Annotated in this window: 21 protein-coding genes; 9 read left to right on the top strand and 12 right to left on the bottom strand. The window is 47.0% G+C overall.

The genetic code is table 11. The features are described from left to right. Nucleotides 1-12 precede the first annotated feature (12 nt). Entirely contained in the window at nt 13-1776 is a 1764-nt protein-coding gene (locus DWX62_RS07360) for a RagB/SusD family nutrient uptake outer membrane protein (protein WP_022401574.1), read from the top strand. Nucleotides 1777-1958: 182 nt separating this feature from the next. On the opposite strand, the gene DWX62_RS07355 is transcribed toward DWX62_RS07360, so the two are convergent. Next, nucleotides 1959-2804: a patatin family protein gene (locus DWX62_RS07355; protein WP_120172663.1), complete on the bottom strand. Its 846-nt coding sequence runs from the start codon at nt 2802-2804 to the stop codon at nt 1959-1961. Nucleotides 2805-2899: 95 nt separating this feature from the next. On the opposite strand from DWX62_RS07355, the gene DWX62_RS07350 reads away from it, so the two are divergent. After that, entirely contained in the window at nt 2900-4099 is a 1200-nt protein-coding gene (locus tag DWX62_RS07350) for a C1 family peptidase (RefSeq protein ID WP_034525503.1), read from the top strand. Between the two features lie 44 nt (nt 4100-4143). Here the strand turns inward: DWX62_RS07350 and DWX62_RS07345 are convergent, their stop codons facing one another. Continuing rightward, nucleotides 4144-5904, bottom strand: coding sequence for a 1-deoxy-D-xylulose-5-phosphate synthase (locus DWX62_RS07345; protein ID WP_005826266.1), 1761 nt, complete (start codon nt 5902-5904; stop codon nt 4144-4146). A gap of 336 nt (nt 5905-6240) precedes the next feature. On the opposite strand from DWX62_RS07345, the gene DWX62_RS07340 reads away from it, so the two are divergent. Genes DWX62_RS07340 through DWX62_RS07325 form a run of 4 tightly spaced genes read left to right on the top strand, consistent with a single transcriptional unit; the run spans nt 6241 to nt 10711 of the window. Then, complete coding sequence (locus DWX62_RS07340) at nt 6241-7134, top strand: electron transfer flavoprotein subunit beta/FixA family protein (RefSeq protein WP_117601570.1); 894 nt, start codon at nt 6241-6243, stop codon at nt 7132-7134. Nucleotides 7135-7138: 4 nt separating this feature from the next. Further along, a complete protein-coding gene (locus DWX62_RS07335; RefSeq protein WP_005826260.1) occupies nt 7139-8158 on the top strand; it encodes an electron transfer flavoprotein subunit alpha/FixB family protein in 1020 nt (339 codons plus the stop codon). Between the two features lie 14 nt (nt 8159-8172). Beyond that, a complete protein-coding gene (locus DWX62_RS07330; RefSeq protein ID WP_022401576.1) occupies nt 8173-8994 on the top strand; it encodes an energy transducer TonB in 822 nt (273 codons plus the stop codon). 10 nt (nt 8995-9004) lie between these two features. After that, nucleotides 9005-10711: an acyl-CoA dehydrogenase family protein gene (locus DWX62_RS07325; protein ID WP_005826256.1), complete on the top strand. Its 1707-nt coding sequence runs from the start codon at nt 9005-9007 to the stop codon at nt 10709-10711. A gap of 136 nt (nt 10712-10847) precedes the next feature. On the opposite strand, the gene DWX62_RS07320 is transcribed toward DWX62_RS07325, so the two are convergent. Both DWX62_RS07320 and DWX62_RS07315 read right to left on the bottom strand, forming a co-directional pair. Further along, nucleotides 10848-11141: a chaperone modulator CbpM gene (locus DWX62_RS07320; protein WP_009036538.1), complete on the bottom strand. Its 294-nt coding sequence runs from the start codon at nt 11139-11141 to the stop codon at nt 10848-10850. Nucleotides 11142-11158: 17 nt separating this feature from the next. Next, entirely contained in the window at nt 11159-12127 is a 969-nt protein-coding gene (locus DWX62_RS07315) for a J domain-containing protein (protein WP_005826253.1), read from the bottom strand. A gap of 308 nt (nt 12128-12435) precedes the next feature. On the opposite strand from DWX62_RS07315, the gene DWX62_RS07310 reads away from it, so the two are divergent. After that, nucleotides 12436-14946: a glycoside hydrolase family 9 protein gene (locus DWX62_RS07310; protein WP_120172662.1), complete on the top strand. Its 2511-nt coding sequence runs from the start codon at nt 12436-12438 to the stop codon at nt 14944-14946. Nucleotides 14947-15117: 171 nt separating this feature from the next. Here the strand turns inward: DWX62_RS07310 and DWX62_RS07305 are convergent, their stop codons facing one another. The 4 genes from DWX62_RS07305 to DWX62_RS07290 form a co-directional block, all read right to left on the bottom strand. Then, the gene (locus DWX62_RS07305) at nt 15118-16137 is read right to left on the bottom strand and encodes a low specificity L-threonine aldolase (RefSeq protein ID WP_120172694.1); all 1020 of its coding nucleotides are present in this window, start codon (nt 16135-16137) and stop codon (nt 15118-15120) included. Nucleotides 16138-16292: 155 nt separating this feature from the next. After that, on the bottom strand, nt 16293-16511 hold the full coding sequence (locus DWX62_RS07300) for a winged helix-turn-helix domain-containing protein (RefSeq protein ID WP_005826242.1): 219 nt from the start codon (nt 16509-16511) through the stop codon (nt 16293-16295). A 254-nt stretch (nt 16512-16765) separates the two neighbouring features. Beyond that, nucleotides 16766-18403 carry a chaperonin GroEL gene (gene groL, locus DWX62_RS07295; protein ID WP_005826239.1) on the bottom strand — a complete coding sequence of 546 codons (1638 nt, stop codon included), beginning with the start codon at nt 18401-18403 and terminating at the stop codon, nt 16766-16768. Nucleotides 18404-18440: 37 nt separating this feature from the next. Continuing rightward, nucleotides 18441-18713 carry a co-chaperone GroES gene (locus DWX62_RS07290; RefSeq protein ID WP_004290132.1) on the bottom strand — a complete coding sequence of 91 codons (273 nt, stop codon included), beginning with the start codon at nt 18711-18713 and terminating at the stop codon, nt 18441-18443. 183 nt (nt 18714-18896) lie between these two features. On the opposite strand from DWX62_RS07290, the gene DWX62_RS07285 reads away from it, so the two are divergent. Continuing rightward, complete coding sequence (locus DWX62_RS07285; protein WP_117589144.1) at nt 18897-19751, top strand: bile acid:sodium symporter family protein; 855 nt, start codon at nt 18897-18899, stop codon at nt 19749-19751. On the opposite strand, the gene DWX62_RS07280 is transcribed toward DWX62_RS07285, so the two are convergent. The 3 genes from DWX62_RS07280 to hisS form a co-directional block, all read right to left on the bottom strand. Next, nucleotides 19721-20482 carry an EFR1 family ferrodoxin gene (locus DWX62_RS07280; RefSeq protein WP_009036533.1) on the bottom strand — a complete coding sequence of 254 codons (762 nt, stop codon included), beginning with the start codon at nt 20480-20482 and terminating at the stop codon, nt 19721-19723. The two genes, DWX62_RS07285 and DWX62_RS07280, sit on opposite strands and share 31 nt — an antisense overlap. 48 nt (nt 20483-20530) lie before the next feature. Next, nucleotides 20531-20737, bottom strand: a complete 207-nt coding sequence (locus tag DWX62_RS21910; RefSeq protein ID WP_005826231.1) for a hypothetical protein — start codon at nt 20735-20737, stop codon at nt 20531-20533. Between the two features lie 98 nt (nt 20738-20835). Next, a complete protein-coding gene (hisS, locus tag DWX62_RS07270) occupies nt 20836-22197 on the bottom strand; it encodes a histidine--tRNA ligase (RefSeq protein ID WP_016273161.1) in 1362 nt (453 codons plus the stop codon). A 132-nt stretch (nt 22198-22329) separates the two neighbouring features. Between hisS and DWX62_RS07265 the strand changes: the two genes are divergently transcribed. After that, nucleotides 22330-23493 carry a transglutaminase domain-containing protein gene (locus tag DWX62_RS07265; protein WP_005835582.1) on the top strand — a complete coding sequence of 388 codons (1164 nt, stop codon included), beginning with the start codon at nt 22330-22332 and terminating at the stop codon, nt 23491-23493. Nucleotides 23494-23599: 106 nt separating this feature from the next. Here the strand turns inward: DWX62_RS07265 and DWX62_RS07260 are convergent, their stop codons facing one another. Continuing rightward, complete coding sequence (locus DWX62_RS07260; RefSeq protein ID WP_044467929.1) at nt 23600-24286, bottom strand: zinc metallopeptidase; 687 nt, start codon at nt 24284-24286, stop codon at nt 23600-23602. Between the last annotated feature and the right edge of the window lie 64 nt (nt 24287-24350).

Genomic DNA, 24350 nt, shown 5'->3' with positions numbered 1-24350 from the left:
AAATAGAAAGCCATGAAGAAAAAAATATTAGGTTTAGTGACAATAGCAATACTATTACTAAGCAGTTGTTCTGATTTTCTTGACGAAGTTGCCTATGACAAATTCCAAAAAGAGGACGCATTAAGTAATCCCACATTAGTATATATCAATTCTGTTGCTGCTATATATTCAGGAATGGGATTACAAGGAACCTGCTTTGAGTTTCGTACATACCCTTACTCCTTTTTATCAGAATTCACATCGGATTTAGCAATGTTGCCCGGTCGTCAAGGTGACTGGGTAGATGGCGGTTTCCATCAGAATGCTTTCTTACACAGTTGGTCACCATCTTATGCGGCATTTTTAGCAACTTGGAATGACATTTACAAACAGATTAGTTTATGTAATTCTGCTTATGAAGACTTACAAGATATGATAGATAAGGGAGGAGAAGATTATCTCAAAGACTATCAATATGAAATTAGAGCTTGTAGAGCATTTTATTATTATCATGCAATAAATCTTTTTGGCAGGGTACCTATTATAGTTTCCTCAGATACCAAAGTGGCAGACGTAAAGCAACCAAATCGTACTCAAGTTTATGATTTTTTACGTGATGAATTAACCGATATCATACCACACCTACCTGAAGCAAAGTCCGCAGATTCAAACAGCCAATACTATGGGCGTATCACAAAGGCTGTCGGTTATATGATGATGGCAAAACTAGCTATCAATGCACCAATCTTTTCAAAAGAAGATTGGAACGATGGCTCCTTCACTGGAGGAATTAACGCAGTAGAATCCTATATTACAAATGCCGGAAAGAATATAACAATCACTCTTGAAGGAACTACACGTAACGCCTGGGAAACTGTTATATACTGCAAACAACGTATTAAAGAATTAGGATATGCACTAGCTGATAACTTTAAATCTAATTTCCTTGTAGGCAACGAAGGTTCTATTGAAAATATTTTTATTCGTCCTAATGATACAGACACTTACCGCCTTAGTCAAAATTTACATTGGTACTCATTGCATTATGCACATTCTGCTGCTATGGGATTTAATGGTGGGAACGGTCCAATAGCAACAATAGAAGCTGTTAAAATATTTGGTGCGACCTATGACGAAGCGACAGAAACTGCTGACTATTCAGCAACAGATCCACGTTGGGACATGAGCTTTTTCTATGGAGATGTGTATGTTGACGGAAAAAGAATTGCCTCACAAGTTTCCGAATCTTATAATCCTTATGGAACCTATTTACCATTCCAAGCCCGTATTGATTATGACGTAACTTCATACTCTGACCCTAAAGGATTATATATAGTGAAATGGGCTGGAGCTAGAGTAAAAAAACTGGAGCTTGATAAAACCGACAAAAACACAATGTGGGCTCATTATACTAATGCAGATTTTGTGGTATACCGATATGCGGATGCGCTACTACTCGCAGCAGAAGCACAATATCGTCTAGGGAATATTTCAGAAGCACTTACACTGGTAAATGAAGTTCGTAATCGGGTGAATGCCCAACCAAGAGAAACCCTTACATTACAAGACTTACTTGATGAACGTGCTCTTGAATTAATGTGGGAGCCTGTTCGGAGAGAAGATCAAATCCGTTTTGGTACCTACACTGAGGCTACAGATGATAAGTATCCAGGCGTACCGCATGCCAATTCTGCAGGAGACTGGGTATACGATGCCAACGGATACACAACAGTATTTCCAATTCCTATCGATGTACTCAACTTAAATAAAAATCTTACGCAGAACCCCGGATATTAATAATACTCCTCTCATGCAACAGTAAATATAAGAGTCGTGCTAGAATCAATCCTACACGACTCTTTAATACAGATATTTTAAGGATTTATATATAATGCCAATTTACTCAAAAAAGTCATTAATGCCTCACCATTTATCTATTAGTAAACAATAATAACCTCAGGAAAATAAATCTATACTTCTCAAAAAACAAACTGTTCCGCACACCGATATCCTTCTTCATAAAGCCCCGTCAGCTTCTTGATGTCACGCTCGATGCGGTCTACCACTACCGGCTTCTGTGGACGGATCACAACGATTTCCCCGGCGGCTTCCATCCGTTCCACCTGCTCCAACTGTTGATTATAGACAATACTGCGGCGGTTGATGGCTTCACGCAATAGCGGATATTTCTTATATATAAAAGGTGGAACCTTCGTTCCCTGAATTTCCTTACGGTACCCATGATTGCGCGTCAACACCACTACATTATTGGTAAATCCATCCTGACGGGCACGCATCAAAGGGATACTGTCCACAATACCTCCATCCAGCATCGGGATGTTGTCCACGTAGGTAATGGGACAGACAAACGGCAGACTGCTCGAAGCACGCACAATATCAATGACGCGCTCTTTACTCCGCTTCTCCTCAAAATAGTTCGCTTCGCCCGTCTCGCAGTTGGTAGTTACCATCACATAACGTTCGGGACAATGAAAGTATGCCTCGTAGTCGTAGGGAAGTATGTGTTCCGGAAACTCCTGGAACAACAAGTCGAAATCCATGATATTCCGCTTCTTCAACAGATACTTCAATCCGATGTAATTGTATTTTTCCAGCAAGTCGATATTGCTGTACTTGGCACGCCCGCGCTGACCGGACATATAAGAAAGTCCGTTGCAGGCTCCGGCACTGACGCCGATGGTATAGGGAAAGCGAATGCCACGATCCATAAAGCTGTCGAGCACACCGCAAGTGAAGACGCCGCGCATACCGCCGCCCTCCAAAACAAGACCGCTATGGTCGTCGATACGTATTATTTTCTCCATAAGTGTCAGAATTAACGCTTCAAAGATAGCTTTTGTTTACGATATTCTGCCTATATTTGCAGTTGCAACTATAAATCTATAACATTTTAATTATGATGAAGAAATCAATACTGATGGCTGCATTGGGTTTATTAAGTTTAAACACAATAGCACAAGACACTCCGAAAGAGGAAGGTTTCATTTTTACAACCGTAAAAGAAAATCCTATCACTTCTGTTAAGAACCAAAACCGTGCCGGTACATGCTGGTGCTATTCCGGACTGGCATTCATCGAATCCGAACTGCTCCGCATGGGCAAAGGCGAATACGACTTTTCTGAAATGTTTATCGTACACAACACCTATCTGGACCGTGCCGACAAGGCAGTGCGTACACATGGTGACGTTTCGTTCTCACAAGGCGGTTCGTTCTACGATGTAATTTATGGTATGAAAACTTTCGGTCTGGTGCCCGAAGAGGAAATGCGTCCGGGCGTTATGTATGGCGACACGCTGAGCAACCACACCGAATTGACAGCCGTATCTGATGCCGTAGTGGCAGCCATTGCCAAGGGAAGACACCGCAGCCTGCAAGCAGACAAGGAAAATAACCCGCTTTGGAAGAAGGCCATCACTGCCATCCACGACATCTATCTGGGCGAACGTCCCGAGAAGTTCACCTACAAAGGCAAGGAATATACTCCGAAGTCTTTCTATGAATCTACCGGACTGAATGCAGATGACTATATCTCACTGACTTCCTATACCCACCATCCCTTCTACCAGCCGTTCGTCCTGGAAATACAAGACAACTGGCGTTGGGCTTCTTCCTACAACTTGCCTATCGACGAGTTGATGGAAGTGTTTGACAACGCTATCAATAAGGGTTACACCATTGCATGGGGTAGTGACGTAAGCGAACAAGGCTTCACACGCGACGGTATAGCCGTAATGCCCGATGCAGAAAAGGTGCAAGAACTGAGCGGTTCGGACATGGCACACTGGCTGAAAATGAAACCCGAAGAAAAGAAACTGAACAGCAAGCCTCAACCGCAGAAGTGGTGCACACAAGAAGAGCGCCAGCTGGCATACGACAACTGGGAAACTACTGACGACCACGGTATGCTGATTTACGGTATAGCCAAAGACCAGGAAGGCAACGAATACTATATGGTAAAGAACTCTTGGGGTGAAGCCGGAAAGTACAAAGGACTGTGGTATGCTTCCAAAGCTTTCGTGCGCTATAAAACAATGAACATCATTGTGCACAAGGATGCACTGCCTAAGGATATTGCCAAGAAACTGGGTATTAAATAAATAAAAGAAGGAGATGCAGTTTGATGCATCTCCTTTTTCAATTCTTACCAAATCCTACAGATATCTTCCACAATCTGCGGAACCGTCAACCGGTTCTTCTTCAACTGCTCCTCCACATCGTAACGGTCGATAAACTCTTTCTTCACACCATAGTTCAGTACCTTCATATCCGACGGACCGTAGTAACGGGCAATCTTCTCGCCAAAGCCACCGTCCAGCACTCCGTCCTCAAGAGTAATGACCAGTGTATGGTCGCGCTTCAGGTCATCGAGCAAAGCCTCGTCCACACCCGTGATGTAGCGAGGATTGACAAGCGTGGCATCCACTCCTTTCTCTTCCTTCAACCGGGCAGCCACGGCTTCGCCCAACTGATAGAAAGAGCCCAGTCCCAATATGGCGACCTTCTCTCCACGATGGGACACCTCATAACGGTTCAGCGTCTTGCCGTAATCCTTCTCCGGTTCTACATTCCTGCGGACAACCCCATTGGCCGGCACGCGAATGGCAACCGGATGTTCCGTTTGACGGATGCCCCACTCCAGCATTGCCATATACTCCTCACGACAAGTAGGTGCCAGATAAACCATATTCGGAATATTACCGATGACCGGAATATCAAAAAGACAAAGATGGGTAACATCATTCATACTCGATAAGCTTCCCCAGAAGACAAGAATCAGTGCAGGATTATTGTTGATGCAAAGATCCTGGGACAACTGGTCGTAGGCGCGCTGGATAAAGGTGCTGTAGACCCCGAATACCGGTTTTCCACCTCCGGCAGCAATGGCAGAAGCCATGGCAACAGCCTGCTCTTCGGCAATGCCCATATCGATGAACTGCCGCCCTGCCTCCTTGCGGCGCTCCGGTGTAAAGCCAAATACCGTAGGTGTACCTGCGGTGATGCCCACCACAGTCGGGTCTTTCTTCATCTCCTGCAACAAATAACCGGCGGTAAGGTCGGCATAGTCTTCACCCTCTCCAGACTCACCGGTCAGATTGCCGGTTTCAAGGTCGAACGGAACACTGTAATGGAAACGTTCTTTTTGCTCTTCCGCCAATTTGTATCCCTTACCTTTCAAGGTATTGATATGTACCACAACCGGATGCTTCTTGTCCTTCACTTCACGGAAAGCCTCTATCAATTGCTCCACGTCATTGCCATCCTTCACATAGAGATAATCATATCCCATTGCCTTAAAATAGTTGCAGGGAGCCTGCCCCTCCGTTTCGCGTAACTGTTGCAGATTGCGGTATAGCCCGCCATGATTCTCGGCAATGGACATCTGGTTATCGTTGACAATGACGATGAAGTTCGTGCCCAGTTCGGCACCTACATTCAATCCTTCGAAGGCTTCACCTCCACTCAACGAGCCATCGCCGATGACGGCAATCACATTACCCGCCTCCCCCTTCAGGTCACGCGCCTTGGCAAGTCCGCTTGCCAGACTGACGGAGGTAGAGGTATGCCCAATGACGAAGAAGTCGTGCTCGCTTTCCGACGGTTCGGAATATCCGGAGACTTCGTCATACTCGTCCGCATTCATAAACGCTGCCCGGCGGCCTGTCAATATCTTATGGGTATAACTTTGGTGAGACACGTCATAGACTATCTTGTCCGTTGGTGAATCGAACACGTAATGCAGGGCTATGGTAGCTTCTACCATTCCCAGGTTGGGACCTACGTGTCCTCCGTGGGAGCTTAACTTGTTTAACAACACCTGGCGGATTTCTCCACCTAATCCGTTCATTTCGCTGACTGATAACTTTTTCACGTCAGCAGGGGAATTTACTTTTTCAATATACATATTCTATAATAACATTTAAGTAGCAATGCTTGTTTATCCGATGCTGCCCGTTATGCAGACCTCATCCAGACGCTGCAAAAGTACAGAGGAAACGGGAACGGAAAGGTAGATAAATTACCGGTTTTATTACCTTTTTTACAGATATAGAGCCAACTGATATTTGCGCAAAATCCCTCAACTTGTGCATTTTTCACCCCATTTTCTTGTCAAACCCAACTCTTTCCGTAAATTTGCAGGCTGATAATGAGTTAACCGGCCAATTTCAGTAGCAGGATTCTACTACTCCTATTCCCGGTACTGACATACAAAGAAATACTAATACTAATAATTAATAGCATGAGTTTGAAAATTGTTGTATTGGCAAAACAAGTTCCCGACACGCGCAACGTTGGGAAAGATGCCATGAAAGCCGACGGAACCATCAACCGCGCGGCACTCCCTGCCATCTTCAACCCCGAGGACCTGAACGCTCTTGAACAGGCTCTCCGACTGAAAGATGAACATCCGGGCTCCACCGTTACCATCCTGACCATGGGACCGGGACGTGCAGCCGAAGTTATTCGTGAAGGACTTTACCGTGGTGCCGACAACGGCTATCTGCTGACCGACCGCGCCTTTGCAGGTGCCGATACGCTTGCCACTTCGTATGCCCTTGCCACAGCCATCAAGAAGATAGGCGACTATGACGTCATCATTGGCGGACGCCAGGCCATCGACGGTGATACCGCCCAAGTAGGCCCGCAGGTTGCCGAAAAGCTGGGGCTGACGCAAGTGACCTACGCAGAAGAGATTCTGAACGTGGATAAAGCCGCCAAGAAAATTACCGTGAAACGTCATATCGACGGTGGTGTGGAAACCGTTGAGGCTCCCCTGCCCATAGTCATCACCGTAAACGGAAGTGCCGCTCCCTGCCGCCCGCGCAATGCCAAACTGGTGCAGAAGTACAAACGCGCCCTCGGTGCCCAGGAAAAAGCTGCCATCACCAAGGAAGGCGCTGAGCTTGCCTACGCCGACCTCTACGAGAAATATCCCTATCTGAACATCACGGAATGGAGTGTTGCCGACGTGAACGGCGACCTTGCACAATGCGGTCTGAGCGGTTCGCCTACCAAGGTGAAGACCATTCAGAACATCTCATTCCAGGCCAAAGAAAGCAAAACGCTGACGGGCAGCGATAAGGATGTGGAAGATTTGATTGTTGAACTGTTAGCTAACCATACGATAGGATAAGATTATGAATAATGTATTTGTATATTTAGAGATAGAAGGCACAACAGTTGCTGACGTCAGTCTCGAACTCTTGACCAAAGGTCGTAAATTAGCCAATCAGTTGGGCTGTCAACTGGAGGCAGTTGCTGCCGGCAACAATCTGGCAGGCATTGAAAAGCAAGTATTGCCCTTCGGAGTAGACAAACTCCACGTATTCGACGCTCCGGGCTTGTTCCCCTATACTTCCCTTCCCCACTCCTCTGTCCTCATCAATTTGTTCAAAGAAGAAAAGCCGCAAATCTGCCTGATGGGCGCCACCGTTATCGGTCGCGACCTCGGCCCGCGCGTTTCTTCCGCTTTGACCAGCGGACTGACTGCCGACTGTACCTCACTGGAAATCGGCAACCACGAAGACAAGAAGGAAGGCAAGGTTTACGAGAACCTGCTGTATCAAATCCGTCCCGCATTCGGCGGTAACATCGTTGCCACGATTGTGAATCCCGAGCACCGTCCGCAGATGGCAACCGTTCGCGAAGGTGTGATGAAGAAAGAGATACTGGACGCTGACTATAAGGGCGAAGTCATCAACCACGACGTTGCCAAGTACGTGCCCGAGACGGATTATGTGGTAAAAGTCATCGACCGCCACGTAGAAAAGGCAAAACACAACCTGAAAGGCGCTCCCATCGTGATTGCTGGCGGCTACGGCATGGGAAGCAAGGAAGGTTTTGACATGTTGTTCGAGCTTGCCAAAGAACTCCATGCAGAGGTAGGCGCCAGCCGTGCTGCCGTCGATGCCGGTTATGCCGACCATGACCGCCAGATTGGCCAGACCGGTGTCACTGTCCGCCCCAAACTGTATATTGCTTGCGGCATCAGCGGACAAATCCAGCACATTGCCGGTATGCAGGAAAGTGGTATTATCATCTCCATCAACAATGACGAGAACGCTCCCATCAATACGATTGCCGACTATGTCATCAACGGTACGGTGGAAGAGGTTATCCCGAAGATGATAAAATATTATAAATCACACAGTAAATAACAATAAAGGTAATCATGAAAGGGCTGATTCTTATATTTGTTCTTCTTTCAGGTATATCTTCCGCTATCGCTCAAGAAAAGCTCTGGTTGGACAAGAATTACCAATGGACGGACGACTCCATCCAGGCAGTCAAGTATGCTCTTGTTTCCAAGATAAACAAGAAGTGCATCAAGGTGGAAGAGTATGCTTTGGAAGGACAAAAGAAGGATGTCTGGCATTTCTCCGAATACAAAAGCAATCCCCGCAAAAGGATAAGGGAAGGCCTGCATACATCATTCTATGCAAATGGCAAGGACAGCCTGACAGAAGTATATAGAGACAACCGCCTGGAGGGGCAGACCATGGTGTATTATCCCGACGGTGCCATACATCTGGCCCGGAGCTACAGCGATGGTAAACTTGACGGAACACTCCTGCAGTACTATCCCGACGGGAAACTCCGTAGAGAGGAACACTATTCAGAGAATCAGTGTACCGGTGGAAAGATGTTCGACGAGCACGGAACTGAAATGGAACATCAGCCGTATTTCATGTTTCCATCCTTCCCCGGTGGAATAGAGAACCTCATGAAACTGGTGGCCAATGTTACCAAATATCCGGAAGACGCCTGGAAGCAAAAGGCAGAAGGAAGGGTAATCCTACGATTCGTTGTAGACGAAGAAGGCAAGATGACCCATCCCCAAATTCTCCAGTCCGTGCGCTATGACATCGACAAAGAAGCCATACGCGCTTTCGAGGCCATTGCCGACGTCTACCGCTGGTCGCCCGGCTATCAGGACGGAGAGGCCAAGCGAGTGAAATTCACCATACCCCTATACTTCAGAATACCTAAATAACCAAGAAATTATGGCAAATTTTTATACCGAAGTTCCCGAATTGAAGTATCATCTGAACAACTCGATGATGGAACGTATCTGCGAACTGAAAGAACGCGGTTACCAAGACAAAGACAAGTATGACTATGCCCCGCAGGACTATGCGGATGCTATGGACTCTTTTGACAAGGTACTTGAAATCACCGGAGAGATTACCGGAGAGATTATCGCTCCCAATGCCGAGGGCGTGGACGAAGAAGGTCCCCACTGTGCCAACGGCCGTGTGGAATATGCCAGCGGCACCAAGCAGAACCTCGACGCCATGGTAAAAGCCGGATTGAACGGTATGACCATGCCGCGCCGTTTCGGTGGCTTGAACTTCCCGATTACTCCGTACACCATGTGTGCGGAAATCGTTGCCGCCGCCGATGCCGGTTTCGGTAACATCTGGTCACTGCAAGACTGTATCGAAACGCTCTACGAATTCGGTAACGAAGACCAGCACAGCCGTTTTATACCGCGTGTCTGCGCCGGAGAGACCATGTCTATGGACCTGACAGAACCGGATGCCGGTTCCGACTTGCAGAGCGTAATGCTGAAAGCGACCTATGACGAGGCCAACAACTGCTGGCGCCTGAACGGCGTGAAGCGTTTTATTACTAACGGTGACGCCAATCTCCACCTCGTACTGGCACGTTCAGAAGAGGGTACCAAAGACGGACGTGGCTTGTCCATGTTCATCTACGATAAGAATGAAGGCGGTGTAGACGTGCGCCGCATCGAGAACAAGCTGGGTATCCACGGCTCTCCCACCTGCGAGCTGGTTTACAAGAATGCAAAGGCAGAACTTTGCGGCGACCGCAAGCTTGGTTTGATTAAATACGTTATGGCTTTGATGAACGGTGCCCGTCTGGGTATTGCCGCACAGTCGGTAGGCCTTTCACAAGCTGCCTACAACGAAGGTCTGGCTTATGCCAAAGACCGCAAGCAGTTCGGCAAGGCTATCATCGAATTCCCGGCTGTATATGACATGCTGGCTATTATGAAAGCCAAGTTGGATGCAGGACGCTCCTTGCTGTACCAGACTTCCCGCTACGTTGACATCTACAAAGCGCTGGACGACATTGCTCGCGAACGCAAACTGACTCCGGAAGAACGCCAGGAACAAAAGAAGTATGCCAAACTTGCCGACGCCTTCACTCCGCTGGCAAAAGGTATGAACTCTGAATATGCCAATCAGAATGCTTACGACAGCATCCAGATTCACGGCGGTTCGGGCTTCATGCTGGAGTATGCTTGCCAACGTATCTATCGTGATGCACGTATCACTTCTATCTACGAAGGTACTACTCAGTTGCAGACCGTAGCTGCTATCCGCTATGTAACAAACGGCTCATACTCTGCCACCTTGCGCGACTACGAGCAAGTGCCGTGCAGCGAAGAAATGCAACCGTTGATGGACCGCATCAAAGAGATGACCAACAAGTTCGAAGCCTGCACCAATGCGGTGAAAGAGGCACAGAATCAGGAATTGCTGGACTTCGTGGCACGTCGCCTCTATGAGATGGCTGCGGTATGTATCATGTCGCACCTCATCATTCAGGACGCGACAAAGGCTCCCGAACTGTTCGGCAAGTCGGCTCTGGTGTATGTGAACTACGCAGAAGCTGAAGTGGAAAAACACTTTAACTTCATCCGTAAGTTCAAGGCAGAAGAGCTGGAAAGCTACCGCAAATAAATGCATTGCTTGACAAGGCAAATATAGCGGGCACCGGAGTTTAGCTACTCCGGTGCCCGCTTGTTTTTTCTGAAATACTTCCTCCTGCTTGCCCCTTCTTAAAAGGACAAAAGTTCTCAAAGAGACGAAAGGAAAATTAATACTCTCCGTGCAGCCTCAGCCTGCCGCGCAGCGAGTGTATCTCCCGCTGCATCTCTTCCATCCTTGCCAGCAGATGGTGGATGGCATCAATCCCTTCCATATTGATGGAAAGGTCGTAGTACATACGGCTGTACCGTTCCACATCCGGCAACTCGGAGAAAGGCAGATAACGCTCTCCACCTTCCTGCTCCACATCTATCAGTCCACTTTCGCACAGCATATCAATAAAAGTGGGCTCTATATGACACTTGTCACAATATTCGCTGATGACAATCCATTCGTTCTGCATAATCCGTTCTCCTTTCATTAGTTCATACTCTGAATTTTACGGAACATCTCTTTCTGCTGTTCCGTCAGGTTTGTCGGCAACTTCACGGAATAAGTCACGATGAGATCGCCAAACTGTCCCTCCTTCTTATATACGGGGAAGCCCTTACCCTTCAGACGTACCTTAGTCCCGTTCTGAGTTTCGGGTTTCACCTTCAGCTTCACCTGACCATCCAAAGTATCCACCAACTGGTCGCCACCCAGCAGGGCTGTATAAAGGTCGACGGTCACATCCACATACAAATCATCTCCCAAACGCTTGAATACCGAGTCGTCCGGAATCACAAACGTGATGTATAAGTCACCTGCAGGACCTCCGTTGATGCCCTCGCCACCATAGCCTTTCAGTTTGATGACCTGTCCGTTGGCCACACCGGCCGGAATGGTAATACGCACTTGCTTGCCATTCACCGTCAATATCTGTTTATGGGTCTTCGCAGCCTCACGAAGCGAGAGGTTCAAATCCGCATGATAATCCTGCCCGCGGAAACCGGCATTGGCACCGCCTCCTCCGCGCGTACGATGACCGAACATCTGTTCGAAGAAGTCTGAGAAACCACCGGCATTACTGCCCGAAAATTCCTGGCCGTCGGAAGAATACCAATACGTACCGCCTCCGTCCGTACCAAATCCCGCACCGGAACCTCCAAAACCGGCACCGCCAAATCCTCCGAAGCCCCCGGCTTGCTGCTGTGCCCGCTTCTGCGCTTCAAACTCGTCGGCATGTTTCCAGTGTTCACCATATTCATCATATTTCTTTCTTTTTTCAGGATCACTCAGCACCTCATTCGCCTCGTTGATAGCCTGAAACTTATCCTTGGCCGTAGCATCGTTCGGATTCAAGTCAGGATGGTACTTGCGCGCCAGCTTGCGGAACGCTCTCTTGATGTCATCCTGAGATGCCTTTTTGTCCACTCCAAGGACCTGATAGTAATCAATATAAGCCATAGTCTATTAGTTTTATTGTCTAAATACCATAAAACAAATAACACGCCAATTTGTTTTACGCATTATTAAAATAGGTAAACGAAAATTAAAAAGCATCATCAAGCATAATAATTACGTGATAAACAAACATTTAGTTTCAACCAAACACTTATTTCACGTCTATAAAATACCAAAATAGTGTAAACGACACCTAATATCGTCTAATTATTCATCCTAAATCTTCCTAAAATTGACAGAAAATGCTTTATTTGTAATAAGGAAAATTTGTTTTATATATAATCCCCAACCTTAGATTAAAAACCCCCATTATGAAAAGTAATTATTGGCTCCTAACGGTAATATTCGCTCTCGTAGCCCTGCCGGGCAAAGCAGGCGAATGGATCAGAATCAACCAACTCGGCTATTTGCCGCAATCCGTCAAAGTCGCTGTATTCATGAGCGAGGAAGGAACAAACGTAGAAAATTATTCATTGATTGACGCTTTCACCGGAAAGGTGGTGCGTACCTTCAACACAACCAAGGCCACCGGCAAGATGGGAGGCATGAAGAGTACCTACCGGTTGAACTTCAGTGATTTCACAGAACCGGGCACGTATTATCTGAAAGCAGGCAAAGCGGTCTCCCCCCGTTTCCCCATCAATGCACAAGTCTACAACGGTACCGCAGACTACCTGCTGCACTACATGCGGCAGCAACGCTGCGGCTATAATCCGTTCCTGAAAGACAGCTGCCACGTGCACGACGGCTACATCGTCTATCATCCCACCAAAACCGGACAACATATAGACGTCCGCGGAGGCTGGCACGATGCTACGGACTATCTGCAATACACCACCACCTCCGCCAATGCCATCTACCAGATGATGTTTGCCTATCAGGAAAATCCGGAATCATTCGGTGACGCCTATGATGCAGCCGGACATCCGGGAGCCAACGGCATTCCCGACATCGTGGACGAAATCAAGTGGGGACTGGACTGGATGAACCGGATGAATCCTGCTCCGGGCGAGCTGTACAACCAGATAGCCGACGACCGTGACCATGCCGGAATGCGCCTACCTAACAAAGACCTGGTGGATTACGGCTACGGACCGGGTAAAGGACGCCCCGTTTACTTTTGCAGTGGCGAACCGCAAGTACGTGGAGAGTTCAAGAATGCAACGACCGGAGTGGCAAGCACTGCCGGCAAGTTTGCCTCCTGCTTCGCTTTAGGCGCCAAGATACTGAAAGACTACTATCCTGAATTTGCAGCAGAAATCGAAGCCAAGGCCGATGCCGCCTATCAGGAAGGCGTAAAGAAACCGGGAGCATGCCAGACTGCCTCTGTCTTGTCTCCCTACATTTACGAAGAGGACAACTGGGTGGACGATATGGAACTGGGAGCCATGGAACTGTACAAAGCCACCGGCGACAACAAATACCTGGCCCAAGCCCTTGAATACGGACGTCGCGAACCGGTGACTCCTTGGATGGGCGCCGACAGTGCACGCCACTACCAATGGTATCCGTTCATGAACATGGGGCACTACCATCTTGCCAAAGTGGACAACAGCCGCATCAGCAAGGAATTCATCCGCAACATGCGTACGGGCATTGAACGCACGTACGAGAAAGCGGTAGAAAGCCCCTTTCTGCACGGTATACCCTACATCTGGTGTTCCAACAATCTGACTACCGCCATGCTAACCCAATGCCGGCTGTACCGTGAAACCACCGGCGATGACACATACGCCGAAATGGAAGCCTCCCTGCGCGACTGGCTGTTCGGCTGTAACCCTTGGGGAACCAGCATGATTGTGGAACTTCCCCTTTACGGAGACTATCCCTCGCAACCCCACTCCTCACTGCTGAATGCAGGCGTGGGCAATACTACCGGCGGACTGGTGGACGGTCCTGTCTATCGTACCATCTTCGAAAGCCTGCGCGGTGTCAATATGACGGGAATTCCCGGAACTCCCGGACAAGACTACGAACGCTTCCAGCCAGACCTGATGGTATATCACGACGCCATCCACGACTATTCCACCAATGAGCCTACCATGGACGGAACCGCCTGCCTCACGTACTACCTCTCTGCCATGCAGAAGGATGGAATGAAGCAAGCCGGTATCCCAAATGACAAGAATGTATATGTGGACGGAGGCATTATCCGCACCGATCCCTCAAAAAAGCAAATCACCCTCGTATTCACTGCCGCCGACAAAGCAGACGGTGCCGATGCCATCATCAGCACCTTGAAGAAGCATGGCATCAAAGGTGGCTTCTTCTTTACCGGAGAGTTCTATGAACTCTATCCCGATGTAGTGAAACGCCTGCTCGACGAAGGGCATTTTGTAGGCAGCCACAGTTACGGACATCTGTTGTACATGCCTTGGGAAGACCGTGATTCTCTGCTGGTCACCCGCGAAGAGTTTGAGAACGATATGATGAAAAGCTACGAGACCCTCCGCAAGGCAGGTATCGAATACAAGGACGCTCCCGTCTATATTCCTCCTTACGAATACTATAACAAGAAAATATCTGCCTGGGCAAAGAATATGGGTATTCAAGTTATCAACTATACCCCTGGTACCATGAGCAATGCCGACTACACCACTCCGGACATGGGACAGAAGTACCGGAGTAGCAAACTCATCTACGACAAGATTATGGAGGTGGAAAAGAAAGAAGGTCTGAACGGACACCTAATGCTGATACACTTCGGAACGGACGACCGCCGCACAGACAAGTTCTATAATGGCTATCTGGACAAGATGATTAAGACGCTGAAACGAAAAGGCTACACTTTTGTACCGGTCCGCGAGGCTGTCGGTATATAAGCATACTCTAACAAGGATTTATTGAAAAGGTTAGTTAAAAAGGTTATCGTGCAAAGGTATTTAAGGTAAATATTCAATCGGTTTGTTTTCAGTAAACCTTCCCCTACCCCCAAGAGGGGAAAGTTTCGAAGTAAGCTCCCAGCCTGTGAAGGTTAGGAGCTTTTATATATTTCAGAGAAGCCTTTTTACCGATTGCAGCAATTGCTCGATATCTTCTTCCGTAGTATCAAAAGAGGTTACAAAACGGATTTCGTGGATGGCCTCATCCCAGAAGTAGAAGAAATAGTCCTTCAACAGCTCGTCAATCACCGGACGGGGCATCGTAAGGAAAAGCTGGTTACTTTCCACCTTCTGCGTAAAATGCGCACCTGGCAATTCCTTCAATCCGTCGTAAAGAATCTTTGCCATACGATTGGCATGCGCGGCATTTTTCAACCAAAGGCTGTCCGTCAGGTAGGCAGTGAACTGGCAGGACAGATAGCGGAGCTTGGATGCGAGCTGTGCCGACTGCTTGCGCACAAAATAAGCTTCCTTCTTCAAAGCTGGGTTAAAGACAACCACGCTTTCTCCCAACATCAGTCCATTTTTCGTACCACCGAAGCTGAGGATATCTATCCCGCAATCCACTGTCAGTTCCCTAAAGCCAAGATTCAAGGCTGCACAAGCATTTGCCAGACGGGCTCCGTCCATATGGACATACATGCCATGCCGATGGGCCAAATCCGTCAAAGCCCGCAACTCGTCCGGCTTATAGACAGTGCCCAGCTCCGAACATTGCGAAATATAGATGGCTCCGGGCTGCGAATGATGCTGTTCGCCGAAATGGCACAAATAAGGACGGACTAAATCGGGCGTCAGCTTGCCGTCAGGGGTAGCTATAGGACGAATCTGACAACCTGTCATACGGGCAGGCGCACCGCACTCATCGACATAGATATGTGCAGTCTCTGCACAAATAATGGAATTATAAGGGCGGGTACACAGCTGCAAAACCACCGCATTACTGCCCGTACCGTTGAATACGAACAACGGTTCGCAATCCGGCGTAAACGCTTCCCTTATTTTACGGACAGCCTCCTCTGTCCAAGGATCATCCCCATAACCAATAGCATGGTCACGGTTGGCCCGGTTCAGCGCCTCCATTACCAACGGATGTACGCCTGAATTATTGTCTGAAGCAAAACTTCTCATAGTCTTTCTGTTTTTGTTCATTGAAAAGAATGTACAAAGAAAAGAATATTCTGCAACATGAAGAAACCAAGGAGCACAGATTTCATCCCCCGGTGGAAAATGCTTCCGCACTGAGAAATCTGTGCTCCTCAATCAATCCATTCAATCGGTTTCCTTTATCCGATATAAACATTTACCCCTAGTGAAACATAAAGTTCATCTTCTTCCTGATGAATTTCAATCTTGTCCTCACGGGCAAGCCACCCCAATGCGGCTCCCAACTCCTTGTCCTTCAGTCCGGACTTCCTCTTTAAAGAACCGTAGCTCCATCTGGTATAATCGCTAAGCAACTGCCAAACTTTCCCAGCATTTAGTCCAATTTCGCTTTTGTTCATTTTCTCTTCAATTAAAAAGGTTAATAGTTCTTGTTGATTAGGTTATCTTTACGAAGGGTAAAGATATGATTTTTTATTTTGCTAACAACAAAAACGAACAAAAGATATGAAAACTAATCATTTTTGTAACACTTTTGTAATATTACACGCTTTTTATTAATAATCAAGAAGGTAAATAGAACAAAAAAACCGCAGTATCTATCAAAAAGACACTGCGGTTCTCCTATTTGATTAAGCAATCAGGGAAAACGATCTTACATCATTCCGCCCATGCCTCCCATTCCGGGAGCACCCATCGGCATCTCAGGCTTATCTTCTTTCTTCTCTACGATTACACATTCTGTAGTCAGGAACATACCGGCAATAGAAGCGGCATTTTCAAGAGCCACACGAGTAACCTTGGCAGGATCTACCACACCGGCTGCATGCAGGTTCTCATAAACATCGGTACGGGCATTGTAACCGAAGTCTGCCTTGCCTTCGCGTACTTTCTGTACAACAACAGCACCTTCTTTACCAGCGTTGGCAACAATCTGGCGCAACGGTTCTTCAATAGCACGTTTGATGATGTCAATACCGGTTGTTTCATCTACATTGTCACCCTTAAAGCCTTCCAGAGCATCCAATGCACGGATATAGGCTACACCACCACCTGGAACAATACCTTCTTCGATAGCGGCACGGGTAGCACGAAGCGCATCGTCTACACGGTCTTTCTTTTCCTTCATTTCAACCTCAGAAGCAGCACCTACATAAAGAACAGCTACACCGCCAGACAACTTGGCCAAACGTTCCTGCAGTTTTTCCTTGTCATAATCAGATTTCGTAGATACAATCTGAGCCTTGATTTGCTCGCAACGTTCCTTGATGTTTTCTTTATCACCGGCACCGTTTACAATAGTTGTATTATCCTTGGAAACAGTTACCTTGTCGGCAGTACCCAACATTTCGATAGTAGCTTGTTCCAGCTTCAGACCTTTTTCCTCGCTGATGACAACACCACCGGTCAGCACTGCAATATCTTCCAACATTTCCTTGCGACGGTCACCGAAGCCCGGAGCCTTCACTGCACAAATCTTCAACTGAGAACGCAGACGGTTTACAACCAAAGTTGTCAGCGCTTCGCTATCCACATCTTCTGCAATAACCAGCAAAGGACGACCGGTCTGTACTGCCGGTTCGAGGATAGGCAGGAAATCTTTCAGGTTGGAAATCTTCTTATCATAAATCAGGATGTACGGTTTTTCCATTTCGCACTCCATCTTCTCCGTATTGGTAACGAAGTAAGCAGAGAGGTAACCACGGTCGAACTGCATACCTTCAACCACACCGATAGTAGTATCAGTACCCTTTGCCTCTTCGATAGTGATAACACCGTCTTTGGAAACTTTGCGCATAGCGTCTGCAATCAGCTTGCCGATAACGGGGTCGTTATTGGCAGAAACGGAAGCAACTTGCTCAATCTTGTCATAATTGTCACCCACTGTTTCCGCCTGGCCTTTGATAGAATCAACCACTTTGGCAACAGCCTTGTCGATACCGCGTTTGATATCCATCGGGCTAGCACCGGCAGTCACGTTCTTCAGACCTTCGGCTACGATAGCCTGAGCCAAAACAGTAGCAGTTGTAGTACCGTCACCTGCATCGTCGCCGGTCTTGGAAGCAACTTCCTTTACCAGCTGTGCGCCAGTATTCTGATATGCGTCTGCCAACTCTACTTCTTTAGCTACCGTTACACCATCTTTCGTGATGTGGGGAGCACCGAATTTCTTTTCGATGATAACGTTACGACCTTTAGGGCCGAGGGTTACTTTTACTGCATTTGCCAGTGTGTCGATACCTTTCTTCAATTGGTCGCGGGCATCGATATTGAATAATATTTCTTTTGCCATAACTATATTTACATTTTAACGATTTACAATTTACAAATTAACCTAAAACAGCGAGCACATCGCTTTGACGCATGATGAGGTACTTGGTTCCTTCAACTTCCAGTTCAGTACCGGCATACTTGCCATACAGCACTGTGTCACCAACCTTCAACACCATTTCTTCGTCTTTTGTTCCGTTGCCTACTGCAATAACTTCACCTTTCAAAGGTTTCTCTTTCGCTGTATCAGGAATAATGATACCGCCAATTGTCTTTTCTTCTGCAGGTGCAGGGAGTATCAGCACTCTGTCTGCTAATGGTTTAATGTTCATAATCTTTTTGTTTTATATGTTATACATTTGTTATAATGGTAATTTTGCTTTAAACAAGCGATAAACAACTTACGAAAACCGTGCCAAACGAACAAGCTGATTGTTTGGCAGACAAAGGCTGACAAAATGGCAAAGTATACAACAATATTTGCTATCTTTGCAGCCTCAAAAATGATTTGACTTATGAACGCAATATGGATAGTCCTCCCCATTCTTACCTTATTGATGTTTGAACTGGGACTGACATTACAAACCGAAGACTTTAAACTGTTCCGCAAACGCCCCCGCCCCATTATTGCCGGGCTGGCAGGCCAAATCATCCTACTGCCGATGCTGGCATTTGCTTTAGGACATGTCTTCCAGCTCGAACCTCTGTTCTTTATCGGCATCATACTCATAGCCTGCTCGCCAGGCGGCAGCTCATCCAACATCTTCTCCATGATAGCCAAAGGAGACGTAGCATTGTCCGTGTCACTGACGGCATGTAGCAGCATTATTACGCTGTTCACTATCCCCGTGATTATGGAATTCGCCACACACTTTGTAGACAGCAATCTGGACATAGATATCCATCTCCCCGTAGGCAGCCTTATCATGCAGAACCTGGTTCTGATGCTTCTTCCCATTGTAGCCGGCATATTCACGAAGCGCTACCGTCCGCAAATGGCAGAAAGGATTCATAAGATATTGTCCAAGACAGCCTTTCCCGCACTTATCCTGCTGGCAACCATCTTCTTCATACAGCACCATGCTACCATCACCGGCCAATTCGGCAAACTGGGCCTCTGCATCTCCATTCTTATCCTGCTGGCTATGGGAGGCGGCGTAGTGCTATCGAAGTCCATGCGCCTCAACCGGAAAGAACAACGTACACTCATTATAGAAATCGGTATGCAGAATGCCGCACAAGCAATTGCTGTTGCCAGTAGTCCGTTTGTATTCAACAATGACATTATTGCAATACCTGCCATTATCTACGCACTGGTAATGAATGTTATTCTGCTGATTTATGTGGGAGTGGTGAAGCGGCAAAGATAATCTTCCAACCGGTATCTCCCCTTCTTCTGTGTCGCTTTTCCATACTGTATCACTTTCCGGGGGCAAAAATGCAAACAAGCCATACAATGAATGCACTGCTTTCCCCACACCGGATGCCCATCCACCAACCGGATATTACCTACCGGACAAGATTTGCCGCATATTCCGCAAGAGATACAGCCTTCATCTACATGGAAACTCCTTGTACCAATGACAAAACGGACAAACAAAGGATTCACAACATACGTTTTCAGCCAGGCAGCACTGCCCTCATGCACATTCCAGACCCTCTTCCGTGCAATGACATCTTCGGCAATCGAAGCGACAGCATGCCGTGCGTTCTCTATCTTCTTGAGGCAAAGCGCCCCATCGTCCAAATTGAACATCGGTACATAGGTATTGGGCATTGCAACAGACCAGGCTGCATCCAACGGAAAATGTTCCGCCAGGCGGTTCATTCCCTTTCCCATATCGTCCCCGCATGTACACACGGCATAACGGTAACAGCAGTCCGGCAACCGGAGCTGCGACAAAAAATCAATCAAGACACGAGGTGCATACCATGAGTGTACCGGAAAAACAATACCTAGTCTGTCAGCTATCGACAGCCCTGCGGGTATCGAGCCTTGCTTAAGGCAATCAACAATGCTGACGGCAGTATCATGCATAGCCTCTGCAAGCAATTCTGCAATCCAGCGTGAGTTTCCGGTTGCGGTAAAATAAAGTATCATCGGCAATATGTTTTGCCGACAAAGGTAGTGATTTGACTTGAATTCCTTCTATTCCAGCAGCTCTTCTATGGAATAATTTTCCCAGAACGCTTTTGTAGAATGTACCAATGAACTGCCCATATAGAGCAGGAACAATGCCGCTATGACAATCATCAGGAAACTGACGAGGGCATTGTGTTTTTCTTGCTTAAGCTCAACAGAAACCATAAGAACCTCCTTTTTTGTCAGTACAAAGATAAATGCAGGATGTTTCATTTTTCCTACGCCACTATTACAAATACCTATATTTGTGCCATAAATATACAAAAAAAGGAGCAATTTTGTGCTCCTTTTTAAATGTATTTCAGTTTTTATTATTTCAGTTCGCTAACCAGCTCTTGGGGAGTGACCATTTTCTGCTCTCCGGTCTCCATGTTTTTCAATGTCACCTTACCTTCATTCATTTCATTCTCACCCACCAGGGCCACAAACGGGATGGCTTTGGAGTTCGCATACCCCATCTGTTTCTTCATCTTGCTTGCATCGGGGAAAATCTCGGCACGGATGCCTGCCGCACGCACTTCAGTCAATACATTCATTGAGAATGCGGCCTCTTTCTCACCAAAGTTGATAAACAGTAACTGAGTACCGTTCACCGCTTCTTTCGGATAAAGGTCAAGCTGGTTCAGCACATCAAAGATACGGTCTGCACCGAACGAGATACCGACACCACTGACACCGGACATACCGAATACACCCGTCAAGTTGTCATAGCGTCCTCCACCAGTAATACTGCCGATTTGCACATCCAGCGCCTTTACTTCGAAGATGGCACCGGTATAGTAATTCAAGCCACGGGCCAATGTCAAATCCAGCTCGATTTCGTTCTTCAAGCCAAGGTTCTTTAAGGTGGAAAGGATAAATTCACTTTCCTCCACGCCCTTCAGTCCGGTCTCGCTGACAGCAAGAACTTCCTTCAGAGTTGCAAGTTTCTCTTCATTACTTCCGCTCAACAAAATGATAGGTTGCAGTTTGGCGATAGCCTCGTCACTGATGCCTTTCTCTTTCAACTCGGCATTGACATTGTCCAGACCTATCTTATCCAACTTATCAATGGCCACAGTAATATCAACAATCTTGTCAGACTCACCGATGATTTCGGCAATGCCACTCAATATCTTACGGTTGTTAATCTTGATACAAACACGGATGCCGAAGCGGGTAAATACCGTATCGACAATCTGCATCAGCTCCACCTCATTCAGCAAGGAATCACTGCCTACCACATCGGCATCGCACTGATAGAACTCACGATAGCGTCCTTTTTGCGGACGGTCGGCGCGCCACACGGGCTGTATCTGATAACGTTTGAAAGGAAAAGTTATTTCATCGCGGTGCATCACCACGTAGCGGGCAAAAGGTACTGTAAGGTCATAGCGCAAACCTTTCTCGCAAAACTTGCAGGCAAGTCTCGGAGCATTACGGCTCAACAGTTCTTCATCTGTCAGTCCGGAAAAGTAATCACCGGAGTTCTGTATCTTGAACAAAAGCTTGTCGCCTTCCTCACCATACTTCCCCATCAAGGTAGAAAGCATTTCCATCGAGGGCGTTTCTATCTGCTGAAAACCATAGAGATGATACACCTCACGAATCGTATTGAATATATAGTTACGCTTCGCCATTTCTACGGGCGAGAAGTCACGGGTTCCTTTCGGAATACTGGGTTTTGCTGCCATAATCAGTTCAATTACTTTAAAAATCGGGCGACAAAGTTACAGTATTTTATTGATTAAGAAAAGAGAATGTTTACCTTTGTATCATTACCGTCGCATAAAAACGACCAAAACAAACTTTAAACTTACACATTTATGAAAGAGAGACTGATTTTATTCTGCATGTTGTTGCTATGTGGCATCGGTGTTAGCCGGGCACAATCCGACAACGCCAAAGACTTCGAGCAAAAAGAAGAAGCCATCGCACAAAAGCTGCAACAAGCCGTTAACGAGAAAAACTATAAAGAAGCCGAAAAGAACGGTAAGGCTTTGATAACTCTGTTCAAAGAACAAGACGAGAACACTCAGAAAAAGTATAGCTGGATTATACAGTCCTATTACTACAATTTAGCCTGCTTCCAATCCTTGTTAAAGAAAAAAGGTGAAGCCATCAAAAATTTAGAACTGGCCTACGACAATGGATTTCAAGATTACAACCACATGATGAATGATACCGACTTAGACAACCTGCGCAGCGATAAACGCTTCAAGGCAGTGCTTGCCAAAGTGAAGAAAGTGGGTGACTACCTCGACATACTTCAAAAAGCACCGGGATACACCCACAATGAGCGCCCTGATACACTCCCCCGCTTCGAATACATCAATCCCAACAACAAGTATTTAGTAGAGGTACGCCAATACTTCAAGTTGGACAGTGTGGCAGGCGCAAGCGACGAATTATCAAAAATAAAGAACATACTGACTTATATACACAATACCATAAAACATGACGGAAACCATGAAAGTCCGGCAGGCAGCAACATCATCAAATGGGCAGAAGCTTGCAAAGGCGGTGCGCGAGGTCTGCATTGCGGAGGTCTTGCCCATGTACTGAAGGATTGTTATCTGTCCATGGGATTTAAGGCACGCCACATCAGCGGATTACCCCAAAAATACATCGGCGAATGCCATTCCATTAACGTAGTTTATTCCAATACCTTGGATAAATGGATATGGGTAGACCCCACCAACAATGCCTGGGTGATGGATGAAAACGGCATCATGCTAAGCGTACAAGAAGTGCGCGAACGCCTGCGAGACGGTCGTCCGGTGACCCTAAATGAAGAAGCCAACTGGAACAACCAACAGAAGATTACCAAAGAATATTATTTAGACAGCTATATGGCCAAGAATCTCTATAGCATAAAAGCAGACGATGTACTGCTTTGCCCCTCAGACCCTAATGCGGAAAACTTCTTCCAAGCCAAGTACGTGGTCAATGACGATGCCTGGTTCTGGCAGTCGCCCTATCAGGAATAAAAAAAACAGATGATGTATCCGGCAGAAACACATCATCTGTTTAAAGCAAACAGACCATCTGTTCACCCGAAACAGATGGTCTGTTTTTTATGTCTGCATCATGCGTTTAATCTCTGCGTCCCAGGAATATCATGATATAATAAATCAGCGTAGCAAGCGAACCGAGAGCAGCCACTACATACGTATAGGCAGCCGAGCGGAGTGCATCTTCTGCTTGCGCATGATTATATGAATTCGTAATGCCGGAGTTGCTAAGCCATACCAGCGCACGCTTGCTTGCATTGATTTCCACCGGCAAGGTGATGAAGCTGAACAAAGTTGTCAATGCAAACAGTATGATGCCCGCCAGCAACAGTTGCGGGAAGGAGTTCAGCAGCAGGATACCTGCCAGCAGCAGCCACGTCATCCACTGTGAGGCAAAAGAGACTACCGGCACCAGTTTGCTGCGCATTGTCAACGGAGCGTATGCGCGTGCATGCTGCACGGCGTGGCCACATTCGTGGGCTGCAACGGCAGCAGCCATGATGCTGTTGCTGCTATAAACGCCCTCACTCAGGTTTACTGTCTTATTGGCAGGATTATAATGGTCGGTCAGATGTCCGGGAGTATGCGTCACGGTCACATCGTAGATGCCATTGTCGTGCAGCATCTTCAAAGCAACGTCCGCTCCCGTCATTCCGTTGCCGGTAGGGATTTTAGAGTACTTCTTGAACTTGTTCTGAAGATTCATCTGTACCAGCCAGCTAACGGCGGCAATACCGATAAAAATAATCCATATCATTCCTGTTCCCATAATTTTCTTTCTTTAAATTGTGAATAAATCAGTCGTTTCTTATTGTATAACAAATAGTCTGCCA

It is taken from the genome of Bacteroides sp. AF20-13LB (genome assembly GCF_003603065.1).
In the GTDB taxonomy this organism is placed as follows: domain Bacteria; phylum Bacteroidota; class Bacteroidia; order Bacteroidales; family Bacteroidaceae; genus Bacteroides; species Bacteroides uniformis.
The sequence above is the reverse complement of the archived record's forward strand: the minus strand, read 5'-3'. Positions and strand labels throughout refer to the sequence as shown.